Raw genomic sequence first — 15577 nt, 5'->3', positions numbered from 1 at the left:
AAGGCAAGGCGCGGCAGGAGGCGGGGCTGCGGGCCGCGGCTCGGCCGTCCCGGCCCGCCGCCCTCGTGTCCTACCGGATCAGGCCTTCGCGCCCTTTCCGTACAGCGCCGGGTTCAGGGCGGGGTCGTTGTACATCTTGAACTGGAAGTAGACCTTGGGGCGCTTCCTGCCCGCGGCGTAGTCGGCCAGGAGGTCGGTGAGCGCGGCCAGGAGGTCGGTGCGCTGCTCGCGCAGCACGGCGAGCTTGGCGACGCAGGCCCTGCGGTGCTCCTCGCCCGCGTCCAGGCGCTCGGTCTGCTCCTTCATGTGGAAGACCTTGAGCGCCAGGATGGACAGCCGGTCCAGCGCCATGCCCGCGCTCTCGGTGTTGTGGCGCGCGGGCGCGTTTGCGGGCAGGACGTCCTGCATGGCGGCGATGAGCGCGGCGTCCACGCGCTCGATGAGGTCGTTGCGGCGCTGGTTCAGGCCGTCGATGCGGCGCTTGCAGTCGGCGATGACCTCCGGCCCCACGTCGCGCCGCCGGGCCTCGTCCTCCACGTGCCAGAGGCGGAAGTTGGCCAGGTGCTCGGCCGCGGCCACGGCGGGCAGCGAGGGCGCGCCGCCCTGCCCCGCCTCGTCCAGGGCGATGGGGTCGTAGTCCGCGGCGGGCTCGCGCTCGTGCCAGAGGTCGGTCAGGTCGAGCTGCGCCTGGGCGCAGGCGGCAACGAGGCCGGTGATTTCGTCAAGGGTCATCGTCTCTCCGTGTTCGTTCGCGCTCACTGCGCGCCGCCCGGCGCCAGGGCCAGGGCGTCGCGGTGCAGCAGCAAAAAGGCCTGGGCGGGCTTCTTCATGTGGAAGGCCATCCACTCGCGATCCTGGCCCGCGCCGCAATAGTAGTCGATGTGGCTGCCCTTGATGAGGCCGCCCGTGTCCTGGGCCAGGCCGATGCCGTGCACCGAGGTCCAGGGCGCGTCGGCCGAGCCGCCGGGCAGGTCGGCGGAAAAGGGGATGATGGAGCCGAGCGGCAAAAGCCCCGGGTCCGTGGCCATGGACACGAGCCCGGTCAGGGGACGGCCGATGGTGCCCACGGGCGGGCTGTCCGAGAGGCGGAAGAAGACGTAGCTCGGGTTCTCGGCCAGGATGTCGATCTTCTCCGGCCCCATGCGGTCCAGGGCGGCGCGGATGCCCTCGCGGTCGATCTCGGCCCTGTCCAGGAGGCCGCGCTGGAGCATGAGCTTCTCCGAGGAGATGAACTGCCGCCCGTTCTTGCCCGCGTAGAGCACGGGCTGGACGCGGCCGTCCGGAAGCTTCAGGTAGCCCGAGCCCTGCACCTGCAGCACGTAGATGTCCCACGGGTCGCGCGTCCAGGCGATCTCGAGGTGCCTGCCCGCAAGGGCCTTGCCCAGGTCGATCTGGCGGCGGTCGTAGTACGGCTTGATGCGGCCGTTCTCCACCCGGTAGACGATCTTCTGCCCGGTCCAGCGCGGCTGGAACTGCCCCAGGTCGATGGTCTGCAGGTCGTGCGGCAGGCCGTAGAGCGGCCAGTCGTAGCCGGGCTTCTTCGTCAGGCTCGCGTCCAGCAGCGGCGCGTAGTAGCCGGTGAGCAGGGGGTCGGGCCCCACGCGCAGCCAGACGTAGTCGCGGGCGAGGATGGAGGGGTCGGCGTCGAGCCGGGGCAGGTCCGCCAGCAGCCGACGCGCCGTCATGTCGAGCTGGCCCCAGGTCAGCTGCAGCCCGGGCGTGTCCAGGGCCAGAGCGCCCGACGGCTTGGCGTCGAGGTAGGCCAGGCTCTGGGAGAGCGCTCCGGCCATGTCGTTCCACGAGCCCAGGCGCTGGGTCGCGGGGTCGAGGCGGTCCGCCAGGGCCAGGGCCTCGGCCGGGCCCACGCGGGTGAAGCCCGGCGCGGCCGAGGTCGGGGGCGGCGGGGTCGGGGCCACGGGCGCCTTGGCCGCGCAGGCCGCGAGCAGGAGCATGGCCGCCCCCGCGAGGCAGGCGCGCAGGCGAGCGCGGAAGGACCGGGGAACGGACGGGGAAAGGGGTCGCGAAAGCGAAGACATGGCGTACCTCACTGGGCCGCGATGGTGGCGTCGAAGAACTTGCCCACGCCGTATTCCTGGCGGCGGAAGAACTTCTCGGGCGCGGGGCCTATGATCTGCATCTCGGGATGGCTCTTCTGCACCTCGAGCGCGATGCGCATCTCCTTGGTGCAGCCGGTGGAGAAGGTGGAGTCCTTGCCGGTCCAGGAGTTGGGCACCTTCTGGCCCATGAGCTCGAAGCTCTTCTCGATGTCCTCCACGGTCTGGAAGCGCCAGACGTCTATGAGGCCCGAGCGCTGCACCTGCTCCCACATGTACATCAGGTCGTCCGCGTCCATGCCCTCGACGAAGTGCTCGCCGGGGTTGATGACGAAGGTCTGGTCCAGGCGGTCGCGCAGGTAGCCGACGAAGGTCTCGAGCACCTTGAGGGCGGTCTTCACCTGGCCGGGGATGGAGCCGACGATGGCCGAGTAGAACATCACGCTCTTGCCCTGGGACTTGGCCCGCCGAAGCGACGCGATGATGCTGCCGGACAGGGCGGAGAGCCCGGCCTCGTTGAACTTGCGCACGGACTCTGGCTTTTGGCGGTGGACCATCTGGAAGCTGCCGTCCGGGTCGCGCCAGAAGCAGATCACGTCGCGCGTGAAGCTGTGGTGGGTCATGGCCAGGCGGCGCTTGTTGGAGGCGCCCTTGGCGATGACGAGATCCGACTCCTTCCAGGCCCGGGCGAAGGTCACCGAGGCGCGGTAGAGGTTCAGCTCCTCGCGCGTGCCGTCGGAGATGACGATGAAGCGGTTCTCGCGCTGGGCGCGCAGGAGGTCGTTCTTGCTCATGCGCGGCTCGGCGATGAAGGTCGCCTCGCGCAGCTGTCCGGCGAGCACGGAGTCGTGGTCCCAGTCCCAGAAGACCGGGGCGTGGAAATTGAAGCCGTCCTTGAAGGCCATGATCACGCGGTGGCCCTGGCGCACCAGGGCGCGCACGAGCAGCAGGTCGAAGATCAGGCCCCCGCTGCGCTCCGGCAGGTAGAGGATCTTCTGGTCCCGGCCCACGTCGCGGCCGAAGGCGCGGCGCAGGATGTCGATGCAGGCGGTGTCGGCGCGGCACTCGGCGCGCAGGGCGTCCAGATCGGGCCGCCCGTCTTTCGCACCATCCTTCGCACCGTCCTTCGCACCGTCCTTCACGGCCTCGGGGAGCCACAGGTCGGAGTAGGTCGCCAGATGGAAGAGGCGCTCGAGCTCGCGCATGTCCAGCTCGTGGCGCACGTCGTCCATGTGGCGGCAGGCCTGGAGCGTCTCCGGGCACTCGGTGATGAAGCGGTCCACGCCCTCGTGCTTCAGCGCGTGCCAGGCGCGCTCGTTGGCCCGGCGCCGCTTCTCGCGGTAGGGGTCGGAAAGTCCGCTCACGGCCATGAACATGGTCATGAAGCGCTTCTGCAGCCGCGACGGGATGATGATCGGCGAGGCCAGGACCATGCGCAGCTTGTGGCGGCAGAGGTCCAGGACGCGCCGCCTGTCGTCGCGGTCGGGCAGGAACTCCCGCGTGAGCCCCACCAGGCGGCGCCAGCGCGCGCAGTACTCGGCGCGCAGCCCCGGGTCCAGGGAGTTGTTGAGCAGCAGGCGCAGCATGTGGTCCGAGCAGGGCGCGAAGATCTGGTCCTCCCCGAGGGGGATCATGAAACGCAGCTGCTCGGGCGTGGCGTTCTTCTCCGGATCCGTGGCGTGGACCAGGGAGTTCTCGGTCAGGAAATGCAGCAGCCAGGCGTCGAGCTCCGGTCCCACGCCGAAGCGCAGCTCCTCGGGGCTCGTGACGAGCGAGAAGTCCCTCACGTGGTCAGCTCCGTAAGGAAGCCCTTGTCCTGCAGCGACTGGAAGTAGCCGTGGCGGTCGAGCCTGAGCAGGAGCATGCCCTGCTCCGCCCGCCGGACCTCGAGCCGGTCGCCGGGGCGGAGCTGCAGCGAGTCCTGGCCGTCCACGGTCAGGTAGACCTCGCAGGCGCCGTCGTCGTTCTCCACGACCAGCGGGCGCTCCGTGGGCAGGACCAGGGTGCGGAAATAGTTGCGGAAGGGGCAGATGGGCGTGACGCAGAAGCTCTGCACCGAGGGGTGGACGAGCGGACCGCCCGCGGACACGGAATAGGCCGTGGAGCCCGTGGGCGTGGAGATGATGAGCCCGTCCGCGCGCAGCCGGCTCACGTGCTCGCCGCCGTAGGCCAGGGAGAGGCGCACCAGGCGGGCCAGGCGGCCGCGGCTGACGACCACGTCGTTGATGGCCCGGCCCTCGGCGACCATGCCTTCGCCGCGCAGCACGCGGTAGGAGAAGGCCATGCGCTCCTCGAGCCGCACGTCCCCGGAGAGCGCCCGGTCGAGCGCCGTGGGCCAGGAGGCCATGTCCGCCTCGGCCAGGAAGCCGACGCGGCCCATGTTCAGGCCGAGCAGGGGCACGCCGCTGCCCAGGGCGGAACGGGCCACGGAGATGAAGGTCCCGTCCCCGCCGAGCACGAGGACGAACTCGGACGACTCCAGGCTGTCCCTCGGAAAGAGGAAGCCGGAGCTGACGTGGGGCAAGGTCTGGACGGCGACGCTCCGCTCCCCGCACCAAGTGGTGATCTCGGCGGCGAGGCGGCGGGCTTCGGGTCGGTCTCGGACGATCAGGCAGATGCGGCGCGTGGCTGGCGACATGGGCGATAGGTAGTAGAAAGGCGCGAATCATTCAAGCCCGGCTTTTTTCCGAGGGACACGAAAAAAGTCAGCTTTCCATCTAAAGTTTCCGACTCCCGGTACCGAAAAGAACGGCGAAAGGGGATGATTTTAAATGCTGACCAACCCGTACCAGATCCGCACCATGCTGCGCACCTACGGCAAGCAGCTCGTGAACGCCCGCAGGCTGGCGCGCTTCCAGCGCCGGATGCACGGCGCGGACGGGGACGGTGCGGACGGGAACAATGCGGCGACACGGGACCTCAGACGCCAGGCCCTGGTGGAGAAGGTCGCCCGGGAGATCATCGACAACCTCGTGGTCACCGGGGTGGAGAATCCCCTCGTCGAGCACATCAAGGAAGAGCTCGAGAAGCGGGTCGGCGGCAGGCTGCTCTTCGAGTACCCCTTCATGGAACAGGAATTGCAAATTCTCCGGCAAAACGACGGAGACGGAGCGGTCCTGCTCTCGCCCGAGGAAACGCACGAGGTCCTGGCCACGCTCTGGGAGATCACCACCCGGGCCGTGGACGAGACGATGCTCTGAGAACCGCGGCGCTCCCCTGGAGGGCCCTAAAGAAAAGGCGATGCAGGACCGATAAATAGGTCAGGACACTTGTGCACGGGGGAGGAGCGGTGTATCTCCTCCATTGAGGTAGGCGATTATGGAAATCAAGAATCTGCTGATCGCGGGAACGCCGTACGACAGCAAGAAGATCGACAAGGCCGAGCGCAACGACGCTGCGGACAAGGGCCAGAAGTCCGACTCTGCGACCGGGGACAAGGTCTCCCTGTCCAGCGAGGGCACCCTGCGCAGCCTTGCCGTGCGCAGCGCGGGCACCGATCCGGACGTGCGCGCCGAGAAGATCGCGGACCTCAAGGCCCGCATCAAGGACGGCACGTACCAGCCCGACAACAAGAAGATCGCGGAAGGCATCGTCCGCGAGGACCTGAGCCTTATCGCCTAGCCTGACCTTTCAGGATTCGCGCAGGCCGGACGCAAGAGGCGCCCGGACGGCGGGACGAATCGCCAAGCGGCACGCCGGACGGCGCAAGACGGGCGGGGGGGAAACTTCCCGCCCGCCGCTTTTTTTTGCGCGCGGACAGGGCGGCGGGGCGCCCTGCTCCCTCCTGCGGCCCTGCTCCATCCGCCCGCTCCCCGGGCCTTCGATCCGGTCCCTTCACTTCCGGGGCCGATTGGTCTACACGGCCAGTTCCGCGCCGCAAAACCGGCGCGAAGCCAAGGAGTCTTTCATGCGACAGATACCCGTCACAGTTCTGACAGGCTACCTCGGGGCGGGCAAGACCACCCTGCTGAACCGCATCCTGTCCGAGGAGCACGGACTTCGCTTCGCCGTGATCGTCAACGAGTTCGGCGAGATCGGCATCGACGGCGACCTCGTCGTGGACAGCGACGAAGAGATCTACAACATGAACAACGGATGCGTCTGCTGCACCGTGCGCGGCGACCTCATCCGGGTGCTCTCCTCGCTCGTCAAGCGGCGCGACATCGACGGCATCCTGCTCGAGACCACGGGGCTGGCCGATCCCTCGCCCATCATCCAGACCTTCTTCATGGACGACGACATGCGCCAGGGCACGCTGCTCGACTCCGTGGTCACGGTGGTGGACGCGGTGCACTTCGACCTTTCCGGCGATTCGGCCACGGAAGCGGCCAAGGAAGCCGTCGAGCAGGTCGTCTACGGCGATCTCCTGCTGCTGAACAAGGCCGACCTCGTCGGCGAGGACCGCCTCGCCGCCATGGAGGCCCGCATCCGGGCCCTCAACCCCCAGGCCCGCATCCTGCGCACCACGCGCTGCGACGCGCCCATCGAAGAGATCCTCGGCCGCCGCTCCTTCGACCTCTCGCGCCTGCTCTTCCTCTCGCCCGCCATGCTCGACGCCCCGGCCAAGGGCGCCCACGAATCCGGCGTGACCAGCGTCTCCATCACCCTGGACGGCCCGGTGGACGTGGAGAAGCTGCGCGAGCACCTGGGAAGCTTCCTGGCCGAGCAGGGACAGGACGTCTACCGCTGCAAGGGCATCATGCACGCCGCGGGCAACGCCCAGCGCCTGGTCTTCCAGGGCGTGCACATGCTGCTCGAGGTGGGCTTCGGCGCTCCCTGGAAGGACGACGAGGAGCGCATCTCCCGGGCCGTGTTCATCGGCCGCGGCCTCGACGAGGCCGCCCTGCGCGCCGGGCTCGAGGCCTGCCGGGCCTAGTGTGATGTCCGCAAAATACGCAAAGCCGTATTTTGCGGGAGATCGCCGCGCCGAAAACGTGGTTTTCGGCTTGCTCACGCCGCCAAGGGCGGCTGAACCGTGCATCCGCCCGGTTCATGTGTCGCGTACGACCACTGCGCAGCGTATCGACTTTTTTCATGGACGCGACACCAGGGCCGCTCCGACCGATTCCAGAGAACGCCCCGACTCCCCAAGGAGAATGAGGATGACCCCGAACATGGACAGCATGGAATGGATGGCCGACGAGAACGTCCCCGGCCTCTCCCTGGCCCAGACCGACGCCTACGTCACGGCCTGCGCCTTCGCGGCCGACGGCGAATCCGGCCGGACGCACGCCGCCTTCTCCACGGGTGACGGCCGCCTGCTGCTCCTCGACTGCGAGGCGCGCGCGGCCATGACCACCAAGCCCCACGAGGGCGCGATCCTGAGCCTGGCCACCATGGAGGCCGGATTCCTGAGCGGCGGCGACGACGGCCGCGTGGTCCTGACCCGGACCGCGGGAGAGGGCGCGGGCGAGGGCTGCGACATCTACGCGCGCAAGGGCAAATGGATCGAGCATCTGGCCGTCTGCGCCAACGGCCGCTTCGCGGCCACCCTTGGCCGCGAGGTGCTGCTCTTCGAGCCCGATGAGGAGGACGACGAGTGCCCCTTCGCCGGGCCCACGGTCCTCGGGCCGCTTCCGGCCAACGCCGCAGGGCTGGCCTCGGGCGCGCGCGGCCGCATCCTCTACGCCTCGCACAACGGCGGGCTGACCATGTGGGACATCCCGCCCTCCTCCCCTGCCGGACGGCCGGTGGAGGGCGAGGGCGCGCACCTGGCCCTGACCGTCTCCCCGGACGGCCGCTTCGCGGCCACCGCCACGCCGGACAAGGCCGTGCGCATCCTCGACCTGCAGGAGAGCGAGGGCTTCGTGCTCGAGGGCTACCCGATCAAGGTGGAGAGTCTGGCCTTCGACGGCGAGAGCCGCTTCCTGATGACCAGCGGCGAGCAGGCCGTGGTCATGTGGGACCTGGGCGCGCCACCCGAGAAGCGCGGCGAGCCGATCGTCTTCGGCGCCTTCGAGCACGGCTACGTGCGCATCGTGGCGCCGCACCCGGCCCTGCCGCTGCTGGCCGCGGGCTACGACACCGGAGCGGTCTTCCTGGGCGATTCGGTGCGCCGCTCGGCCAAGCCGCTCTTCAGCCTGGGCGGCGAGCGCATCTCCTGCCTCGCCTGGTCGCCGGACGGACGCTATCTGTGCGGGGGCAACGACGAGGGCGCGCTCTTCCTGCTCGACCTCGTGCGGCTGGCCTCTTCCTAGGCCCGAAACAGAAACGGCCCCGGCCCGCAAGCGGACCGGGGCCGGTCTGATCGAAAAGCCTGCGGCCTACTCCCCGGCCTTCTCTTCGGCCTTCGTCCCGGTCTTTTCCCCGCTCTGGCCTTCGGCCTGCTTCAGGGACAGGGAATAGTGGGTGGGAAAGCGCGGGTCGGTCTGCGGCACCTGCAGGCCGATGTGCGACTTGGAGTTGACGCAGATGGGGCCGGTGAGGTTCAGGGCGGCGGCGTCGGGCCTGCCCTGCGGGATGGTCACCGTGACCAGTATGGCCAGCTGCCGGATGTTCTCGATGCGCAGGATCTTCTGCTCCGCGTCGCCGATCTGGATCTCGTAGTCCTCCAGGAAGGCGAAGGGATCCGTGACCACGAGCCCGAGCTTGGAGTCCTTCAGGCACTGCAGGAGCATGAACGGCGAGTCGTCGCGGATCTGCAGGAGCGCGAACTCGTGCCGGTTCTCGAAGCCGATCAGCCCCTTGGGGAAGGTGATGATCCGGGACTGGTCCACCGTGCGCTCGCCCAGGCGAGTCTGGATGGTTACTTCTTTCCGGGCCATAATTCCGCCGCCGCCATCAGGTCGTTCTCAAGGGCTTCCAGGGCAAGCCGGTTCTGCTCCCTGACCTTCACGTAAAGCTCCTCGCGGTACACGGGCACGTCGTCCGGGACTTCCAGCCCGATCTTTATCTGCTTGCCCTTCACGGACAGGACAGTAATCTTCATGGTGTCGCCCACGTGGATGGATTCTCCTGGGCGACGGGTCAATATCAGCATTTCGCGGTCCCGGTTGTCGTCCCCGCGCGGACTCCCGCACGGCAGAGGCGCATTCTGTCCGCGCGCCTCCTGATCGTCAAGCGCAATCGTCCCGGCATGCCCGGCGGACGCGCGCGGGGCCCCAAACGCCCTTCTCGCAAACGCTCCTCGTGTGACGTCCGCAGAATACGCAAAGCCGTATTCCGCGGAAGACCGCCGCGCCGAAAACGCGGTTTTCGGCTTGCCCGTGCCGCCGGCGGCGGAACCGCGCATTCGCCCGGTTCACGTGTCGCGGACGGCTCCTGTACGGCATATCGACTTTTTCCATGAACGCGACGCTAGAGATAGTTCGTGAGCGTCATCTTCATGATCATGCTCGAACTCTTGAGCACGGTCTCGTAGGCCAGCTGCTGCTGGGCCATCTTGGTCAGAAGCTCGCCCAGGTCGATGTCCTCGACCGATCCCAGGCGCTCGTTGTCGTTCAACTTGAGGCTCGAGAGCACGTTGCCCGCCACGGTCAGCCGGTTCTCGCGCCCCGCCACGTTGGCGGCCTGGTTCAGCACCTGGCTGTGGGCCTTGTCCAGGTCCTCGAGCACGCCCTGGATGCCGGTCTGGTTGTTCGTCTCCAGATAGCCGACCAGCCGCCCCATGACGTCGAAGAGGTTCTTGGCCGCATCGTTGCCGAAGACCAGCGAGGCGTTCGAGGCGTTCGGGTCCTGGTACACGCCGCCGAAGATGTCCTTGCCGACGTTGTTGATGCTGATCTCCTCGCTCACCGCGATGCGCAGCTTGATGTCCGCCATGCGCGGGTGGATGACGAACTGGTCGCCCGCGAACAGCGTGTTGCCGCCGTTGGAGGAGAGCGTCAGGATGCCTCCCGGCACCACGAGCGTGGCCGCGTTGGACGAGACGCCCGAGGCCATGATGTTGCCCGTGGTCCAGGTGTTGCCGTTGTCCATGCTGTACGAATAGAGGATCGGGCCGAGCAGCGAGCCGCCGCCCGAATCGATGCGCACGGTGACGTTGCCCGGGAACGAGCCCGTGGCCTGCCCGGCGATGGTCTGCGTGCCGTACTCGTCCACCGAGGCCGAGTCCTTGTCGTCGCCCATGTACTGGGCCGTGGGGCGCACCCAGAACCAGGTGCCCCGGTCGTCGTTGGGATTGGAGATGGAGGTGGTCGTGACCTGGGTGCCCGCGTCGAGCGTCATCTTGACCCCGCCCAGGTTCAGGAGCGCCTTGCCGCCCGAGACCGGGATGGGGCCGTTCACGGAGGTGAAGGTCTGGCCGCCGTCCGTGCTGTAGCGATAGCCCAGGGTGGCGCTGCCGATGTTGCTCACGCTGCCGCCGCTGGCCGCGGCCGTGTCCGTGAACTGCACGAGCACGGTCTTGTCGGCGGAACCCTCGATGGTCCAGCCTCCGTTGTCGAGCGAGTTGTCGCTGGCCGTGGCCCACAGCCGCTCCGCGAAGGCGTCCTTGTCGACCTTGTGGCCTGCGAAGATGGACTTGTTGTCGTAGGACGTGTTGGCCAGGGAGACGAGCTGCTCGAAGAGCTGGCGCGCCTGATACGAGATCTGCTCCCGGTTCTCCTTGCTCAGGGTGCCGGTGGCCGCCTGCTCGGCGATGCCCTTGGCCTGGGTGATGACGTCCGAAACCTGCAGAAGCGTGGTGTCCGCGAGGTTCAGCCAGCCCTTGGCCGTGTCGATGTTCTTCTGGTAGGTGGCGATGCCGGACAGCGAGGTGCGCAGGTCCAGCACGCGCGCCGTGCCCACGGGGTCGTCCGAGGGCCGGTTGATGCGCTTCTGGCTCGAGGACTGGAGGTTGGACTCCATCAGGTCCGAGAGGTTGTTGTTCATGTACAGCAGGAAGTTGCCGTACATCATCTGCTGCGTGACGCGCATGGTGTCTGCCCTCCCTACTGCTTGATCGCAAGCAGGGTCTGGATCATCTGGTCCGCGGTGGTGATCAGCTTGGCCGCGGCCGTGTAGGAGTGCTGGAACTTGATCAGGTCGCTCAGCTCCTGGTCCAGGTTGACGCCCGAGGCTTCCTGCTGGCGGCGGTCGAGGTCGTCGGCCAGGGCCTTCTGGTAGGTGAAGTTGAAGTTGGCCTGCTCCGTGTCGCTGCCCACTTCGGCCACCAGGGAGTTGTAGAAGCTCGACATGGTCTCGTTGAGCTTGCCCGCCTGCAGCGTGAGAATGTCGACGTTCTTGGTCTCCAGCCCGACGATGGACGCGGCCGTGGTGTTGTCGCCCGTGTTGGCCTCGCCGGCGCCGTTGACGTGGCCCGCGTTGATGTGGGCCAAGTCCTGGGTGACGTTCGTGTTGAAGGAGACGTCCTCCGCGTTCGAGCCGTCGAGGAAGGTGTTGATGCCGAGCGCCGCCCACAGCCCCGTGGTGTCCTCGCCGAGCTCGAATTTCGAGCCGTCGGCGCTGTGTATCTGCAGCCTGTGGTTCACGATCTGCGCCGAGAGCTTGCCGGGGAAGGCGTTGTTGAGGGCGGTGCAGACGTCTTGCAGGGTGTTCGTGTCGGGATCGAAGTTCTGCTGCCCGGGCGTGGACGGGTCGAAGTCCAGCGCCGCGCTCGAGACCAGCGCGCCGCTCTGCGCGTCGTAGAGGTAGACCATGGACGTGCCCGAGGAGAGCTTGTCGGCGAAGGCCAGGCCCGAGGCCCCGCTGCCGAGCGCCACGGCGTCGTTGTCCACGCCGTAGGTGCCGGAGAGCGAGCTCTGGGGATCGAGGCCCGCGCCCTGGCTGTGGATGCGGTTGGTCTCCCAGACCAGGGTCTTGGAGAAGGCGTCGAGCTTGTCGCGGTAGTTGCCCACGTAGTCGTCGCGGAAATTGAAGTAGCCCGCGAGGCTGCCGCCGGTCACGCGGGAGTCGTCCGCCTGTCCGGTGAAGCTCGTCTGCGGCGTGATGTTCACGAAGGACGAGGTGTTCTGGTACCAGTACAGCCCCTTCTTGGGCACCACGGTGAAGGTGTCGCCCACCTCCATGTCGTTGCTCGGGGTGGCCTGGGAATTGTCAGCGGTGCCGAACCAGATCTTGAGGCCGCGGACGGTGATCTTGCCGTCGTCGGGGCGTGCCGGGACGAGGAGCGTGTTGCCGTCGTCGTCCTTGAGCCAGGTCTTGCCGCCGTCCAGCGAGACCTTCATCATGGCCGCGGAGGCGCCGCTGTTCACGGAGCCGCCCTGCACCACCTGGAAGGTGTACTCGTAGTCGTCGTCGCCGGAGAAATTGATCTTGCCGTCGAAGTTGGAGTCCGGCGTCAGGTCGTTGAAGCTCTTCGGCCCCTCGAACTTGATCTCGTAGCGCTCCGCGCCGTCCACCAGGGGCTGTCCCGCCCGCGTGAGGATGGTGACGTTGCCGCCGCCGTTGTCCACGTAGGTGATGTCGATCTTCTCGGCCAGCTGGCGCACCAGGGAGTCGCGCTTGTCGTAGAGCTCGTTGACGTTGTTGACGCCCGGGATGTCCTGCTCGTTGATCTGCTTGTTGAGCGCGGCGATGGACGTGGTCAGGTCGTTGACCGTGGTGACGTCCTGGCTGATGTAGCTGTCGGTCTGCTTCTGCAGGGACGCCATCTGGGCATCCGCGCTGTTCAGCAGCCCGGTGAGGACCTGGGTCTTGGAGAGCAGGGCCTCGCGCGCGGGATAGCTGTCCGGCGCGGCGGCCAGGTCGTTCCAGGCGGAGAAATATCCGGACAGGGCCGCGTTCAGCCCGTCCTGGTTGGACTCGTTGAACAGGGAGTCGAGGCCCTTCAGCTCGGTGTTCAGGGAGTTCCAGCGGTCGCGGTCGGAGGCCTTGGTGTTGTACGTGTTCTCGACGAACTGGTCGAAGCTGCGCACCACCTGCGTGGCCAGCACGCCCGTGCCGATCTGGCCGGGATTGCCGTTGATCGACATGGCCTCGTCGAGCTCCACCGTGCGGCGGTGGTAGCCCGGCGTATCGACGTTGGCGATGTTGTTGCCGACCGTCTGGATCGACGACTGAGAGGCGAAGATCCCGGACTGGCCGATGCCGAGCAGGGAGTTGACGGACATCTAGTATCTCCCGTGCAGGAGGGCCGCCTCGGACTTGCCCTGGGCGAAACGTCCGTTGCGCGCATAGACGTCCACGCGCTTGGGCTTGATCTGGCTCTGCATGAACTCGAGCATGCTCTTGCTCTGGTCGAAGAGGGCCATGGCGAGGTTGCTGTTCTTGTCCGCCTGCCGGGCGCAGGCCTGCTCCAGGGCGTCGATGGTGTTCACGAGCTTGCGCAGCGGCTCGCCCTCCTCGGGAGGCATGGAATCCACCAGGACGTTCAGGCGCACGACCGTGCCCTCGCGGGCCAGGACCATGCTCTTGAGCTCGGCGCGCTCCAGGGCGATCTGGCGGATCAGCTCCTGGATGGACATCTCGAGGCCGGTGACCTCCTGCGGCTTTCCGGCACGCAGAAGGGAAAATTCTTCCTGCAGCAGCTCGTAGAGGACGACCATCGCCTTGTGCTGCCTGTCCAGATTTTCCCGCATCATTTCGCTCATGGCGTGCTCCAGGGTTTGTTAGCCCGCGTCGCCTCCGCCCTTTGCGGCGGCCGTGCGGCGCGACCTGCCGGGCCTGTAGAGGGTCTGTCCGGAAGCGTTCGCCTCTAGGACGATTCTTCCCCCCTCGGAGGCTCTGTCCCCTGACTGTGCAAGAGTCCTGCCGTCCGTGCCGGTCGTGTTCGCGGCCGTATTCGCGCCCGTATTCGCGTCATGATCCGCGCCGCGGTTCGCGACCGCGCCGCCCGCCTCGCCCGCCGCGTCGGCCAGGCGCTCGCCGAGGCTCGCGGTGATGGACGCGGCCAGTTCCGCGGCGCGGCGGTCGGCCTCGGCCTGGGAAAGCCCGCCCACGTCGATGATCCCGGAGGAGGCCCGAGCCTCGGTCGCATGGGGCGCGGCCTGGGCTGCCCGGGCCGTCTGCGCGGCGTGGGGGGCGGGGGCGGCCTGCGCCTCGTGGGGAGCCTGAGGAGCCTGGGGGGCCGGGGCCGCGGCGTGCCCGCCGGAGACGCCCGGCTGGCCGGGAAGCTCGTCGTGCGCGTCGAGCGGGCGCACCGGGACGTGCTGTGCCGGATTCTGCTTCGACTTGAGCTCGGCGGAGAGCTGCTTGTACATCATGTCCGCGAGCCCTATGCCGCCTGCGTTGGCGAACTTCTTGGAGAGCTCCTGGCTGAACATGGACATGTACTGGTCTTCGTAGCGGCTGTGCAGGTAGCCCTCCTTGGGTATGGAGTGCTGCATCTGCTCCCACATCTTCTGCATGAAGATGGCCTCGAAGTCGGAGCAGACCTTGCGCAGGTCCTTCTCCGAGGACTTGCCGCCCTCGACGCGGTGCTTGAGCTCGTCCAGACGCACCTTCTGGCGCGCCATCTCGGCGCTGCCCGCGTCGGGCAGCCCGCCGATTCCGGTGGTCGGATCGCCGGCCATGCTAGATCACCTCCACGTCTGCCATCAGGGCGCCCGCCGCCTTCAGCGCGCGCAGGATGGAAATGAGGTCCTGCGGCGAGGCGCCGATGGCGTTCAGGCCGTCCACCAGCTCGCGCAGGGTGGCGCCCTCCATGAGCATGAGCCGCTTGTTCTGCTGGGTCACGCCGATGGTCGTCTGCGGCACGGCCACGGTCTGACCGCCGCTGAAGGCGGGCGGCTGGCTGACCTGCGCCGAGTTGGAGACCACGATCTGCAGGTTGCCGTGGGCCACGGCCACCTTGCCCAGGCGCACGTCCTGGCCCAGGACCACGGTGCCGGTCTTCTCGTCCACGACCACCCGGGCGCGGGTCTGGGGCTCGATCTCGATGTTCTCGAGCGAGGCCATGAGCGGCACCAGGTTGCCCTGGAACTTCTGCGGCACGGCGATGTCGATGGTCGAGATGTCGCGGGCCTTGGCGAAGTCGCCGCCCATCTCGCGGTTGATGGCCTTGACCGCCTGCATGGTGGTGGAGAAGTCCGCCACGGACAGGTTCAGGGTCATGTTCTGCATGTCGTTGAAATTGAAGGGCACGCCGCGTTCCACCGTGGCGCCGTTCGGGATGATGGCCACGGTGGTGGTGTTCTTCTGCGCCTGGGCCGCCGTGCCCTGCACCAGGAAGCCGCCGAGCGTCAGAGCGCCCTGGGCCGTGGCGTAGACGTTGCCGTCTATGCCCTTGAGCGGCGTGAGCAGGAGCTGGCCCCCGAGCAGGTTCTTGGCGTCGCCGATGCTCGAGACCGTGACGTCCATCTTCGAGCCCGGGGTGGCGGAGACCATCATGTTGGCCGTGACCATGACCGCGGCCACGTTCTTGGGCTTGATGTCGGCGCGGTTCACGCGCACGCCCATCTTGTCCAGCATGTTGACCAGGGACTGGATGGTGAAATCGCTGCCGCGCTGGTCGCCCGTGCCGCCGAGGCCCACGACCAGACCGTAACCCACGAGCTGGTTGGAACGCACGCCCTTGAAGGTGGCGATGTCCTTGATGCGGACCGCGCCTGCCGGTTGCGCGGCCAGGAGCGTGCAGGCCATGAGGCCCGCCAGGGCGAGCGCCCTTGCGGCGCGGTGTGCGGTCCATCCCCGAAGAATGCGCA

Annotated in this window: 15 protein-coding genes; 4 read left to right on the top strand and 11 right to left on the bottom strand. The window is 67.7% G+C overall.

The window, feature by feature from the left end; genetic code table 11:
* Positions 1-78: 78 nt before the first annotated feature.
* The 4 genes from DSX2_RS10440 to DSX2_RS10425 all read right to left on the bottom strand — a co-directional run bounded on the left by DSX2_RS10440 (position 79) and on the right by DSX2_RS10425 (position 4692).
* On the bottom strand, positions 79-732 hold the full coding sequence (locus DSX2_RS10440) for a DUF4254 domain-containing protein (protein ID WP_020880998.1): 654 nt from the start codon (positions 730-732) through the stop codon (positions 79-81).
* Between the two features lie 23 nt (positions 733-755).
* Positions 756-1952, bottom strand: coding sequence for an MltA domain-containing protein (locus DSX2_RS10435; RefSeq protein ID WP_152512912.1), 1197 nt, complete (start codon positions 1950-1952; stop codon positions 756-758).
* A gap of 92 nt (positions 1953-2044) precedes the next feature.
* A complete protein-coding gene (locus DSX2_RS10430; protein ID WP_020880996.1) occupies positions 2045-3841 on the bottom strand; it encodes an ARMT1-like domain-containing protein in 1797 nt (598 codons plus the stop codon).
* Positions 3838-4692: an NAD(+)/NADH kinase gene (locus DSX2_RS10425; RefSeq protein WP_020880995.1), complete on the bottom strand. Its 855-nt coding sequence runs from the start codon at positions 4690-4692 to the stop codon at positions 3838-3840. The genes DSX2_RS10430 and DSX2_RS10425 overlap by 4 nt, the downstream gene beginning before the upstream one ends.
* Positions 4693-4825: 133 nt before the next feature.
* Between DSX2_RS10425 and DSX2_RS10420 the strand changes: the two genes are divergently transcribed.
* The 4 genes from DSX2_RS10420 (at position 4826) to DSX2_RS10405 (ending at position 8251) form a co-directional block, all read left to right on the top strand.
* The gene (locus DSX2_RS10420) at positions 4826-5254 is read left to right on the top strand and encodes a DVU0524 family FlgM-associated protein (RefSeq protein ID WP_020880994.1); all 429 of its coding nucleotides are present in this window, start codon (positions 4826-4828) and stop codon (positions 5252-5254) included.
* A gap of 118 nt (positions 5255-5372) precedes the next feature.
* Entirely contained in the window at positions 5373-5675 is a 303-nt protein-coding gene (flgM, locus tag DSX2_RS10415) for a flagellar biosynthesis anti-sigma factor FlgM (RefSeq protein ID WP_020880993.1), read from the top strand.
* 286 nt (positions 5676-5961) lie between these two features.
* Entirely contained in the window at positions 5962-6930 is a 969-nt protein-coding gene (locus DSX2_RS10410) for a GTP-binding protein (protein ID WP_020880992.1), read from the top strand.
* 226 nt (positions 6931-7156) lie between these two features.
* The gene (locus DSX2_RS10405; protein ID WP_020880991.1) at positions 7157-8251 is read left to right on the top strand and encodes a WD40 repeat domain-containing protein; all 1095 of its coding nucleotides are present in this window, start codon (positions 7157-7159) and stop codon (positions 8249-8251) included.
* Between the two features lie 66 nt (positions 8252-8317).
* Here the strand turns inward: DSX2_RS10405 and fliW are convergent, their stop codons facing one another.
* The 7 genes from fliW to DSX2_RS10370 all read right to left on the bottom strand — a co-directional run bounded on the left by fliW (position 8318) and on the right by DSX2_RS10370 (position 15515).
* Positions 8318-8818 (bottom strand): flagellar assembly protein FliW, encoded by a 501-nt coding sequence (gene fliW, locus DSX2_RS10400; RefSeq protein ID WP_020880990.1) that lies wholly within the window; start codon positions 8816-8818, stop codon positions 8318-8320.
* Positions 8800-9033 (bottom strand): carbon storage regulator CsrA, encoded by a 234-nt coding sequence (gene csrA, locus DSX2_RS10395; protein ID WP_035041805.1) that lies wholly within the window; start codon positions 9031-9033, stop codon positions 8800-8802. The genes fliW and csrA overlap by 19 nt, the downstream gene beginning before the upstream one ends.
* Positions 9034-9350: 317 nt before the next feature.
* Positions 9351-10910, bottom strand: coding sequence for a flagellar hook-associated protein FlgL (gene flgL / locus DSX2_RS10390; RefSeq protein WP_020880988.1), 1560 nt, complete (start codon positions 10908-10910; stop codon positions 9351-9353).
* Positions 10911-10924: 14 nt separating this feature from the next.
* The gene (gene flgK / locus DSX2_RS10385) at positions 10925-13045 is read right to left on the bottom strand and encodes a flagellar hook-associated protein FlgK (protein WP_020880987.1); all 2121 of its coding nucleotides are present in this window, start codon (positions 13043-13045) and stop codon (positions 10925-10927) included.
* On the bottom strand, positions 13046-13525 hold the full coding sequence (locus DSX2_RS10380; RefSeq protein ID WP_020880986.1) for a flagellar protein FlgN: 480 nt from the start codon (positions 13523-13525) through the stop codon (positions 13046-13048).
* 18 nt (positions 13526-13543) lie between these two features.
* Positions 13544-14446, bottom strand: coding sequence for a rod-binding protein (locus DSX2_RS18705; RefSeq protein ID WP_020880985.1), 903 nt, complete (start codon positions 14444-14446; stop codon positions 13544-13546).
* 1 nt (position 14447) lies between these two features.
* Entirely contained in the window at positions 14448-15515 is a 1068-nt protein-coding gene (locus DSX2_RS10370) for a flagellar basal body P-ring protein FlgI (RefSeq protein WP_152512916.1), read from the bottom strand.
* Between the last annotated feature and the right edge of the window lie 62 nt (positions 15516-15577).

The sequence above is a fragment of the Desulfovibrio sp. X2 genome (assembly GCF_000422205.1).
In the GTDB taxonomy this organism is placed as follows: domain Bacteria; phylum Desulfobacterota; class Desulfovibrionia; order Desulfovibrionales; family Desulfovibrionaceae; genus Alkalidesulfovibrio.
The sequence above is the reverse complement of the archived record's forward strand: the minus strand, read 5'-3'. Positions and strand labels throughout refer to the sequence as shown.

What these genes read in the sequence shown, in the direction of transcription:
- fliW (WP_020880990.1), bottom strand. Translation starts at nt 8,818, where the DNA reads ATGGCCCGGAAAGAAGTAACCATCCAGACTCGCCTGGGCGAGCGCACG.
- flgL (WP_020880988.1), bottom strand. Translation starts at nt 10,910, where the DNA reads ATGCGCGTCACGCAGCAGATGATGTACGGCAACTTCCTGCTGTACATG.
- flgM (WP_020880993.1), top strand. Translation starts at nt 5,373, where the DNA reads ATGGAAATCAAGAATCTGCTGATCGCGGGAACGCCGTACGACAGCAAG.
- csrA (WP_035041805.1), bottom strand. Translation starts at nt 9,033, where the DNA reads ATGCTGATATTGACCCGTCGCCCAGGAGAATCCATCCACGTGGGCGAC.
- DSX2_RS10435 (WP_152512912.1), bottom strand. Translation starts at nt 1,952, where the DNA reads ATGCTCCTGCTCGCGGCCTGCGCGGCCAAGGCGCCCGTGGCCCCGACC.
- DSX2_RS10405 (WP_020880991.1), top strand. Translation starts at nt 7,157, where the DNA reads ATGACCCCGAACATGGACAGCATGGAATGGATGGCCGACGAGAACGTC.
- flgK (WP_020880987.1), bottom strand. Translation starts at nt 13,045, where the DNA reads ATGTCCGTCAACTCCCTGCTCGGCATCGGCCAGTCCGGGATCTTCGCC.
- DSX2_RS10410 (WP_020880992.1), top strand. Translation starts at nt 5,962, where the DNA reads ATGCGACAGATACCCGTCACAGTTCTGACAGGCTACCTCGGGGCGGGC.
- DSX2_RS10380 (WP_020880986.1), bottom strand. Translation starts at nt 13,525, where the DNA reads ATGAGCGAAATGATGCGGGAAAATCTGGACAGGCAGCACAAGGCGATG.
- DSX2_RS10420 (WP_020880994.1), top strand. Translation starts at nt 4,826, where the DNA reads ATGCTGACCAACCCGTACCAGATCCGCACCATGCTGCGCACCTACGGC.
- DSX2_RS18705 (WP_020880985.1), bottom strand. Translation starts at nt 14,446, where the DNA reads ATGGCCGGCGATCCGACCACCGGAATCGGCGGGCTGCCCGACGCGGGC.
- DSX2_RS10440 (WP_020880998.1), bottom strand. Translation starts at nt 732, where the DNA reads ATGACCCTTGACGAAATCACCGGCCTCGTTGCCGCCTGCGCCCAGGCG.
- DSX2_RS10370 (WP_152512916.1), bottom strand. Translation starts at nt 15,515, where the DNA reads ATGGCCTGCACGCTCCTGGCCGCGCAACCGGCAGGCGCGGTCCGCATC.
- DSX2_RS10425 (WP_020880995.1), bottom strand. Translation starts at nt 4,692, where the DNA reads ATGTCGCCAGCCACGCGCCGCATCTGCCTGATCGTCCGAGACCGACCC.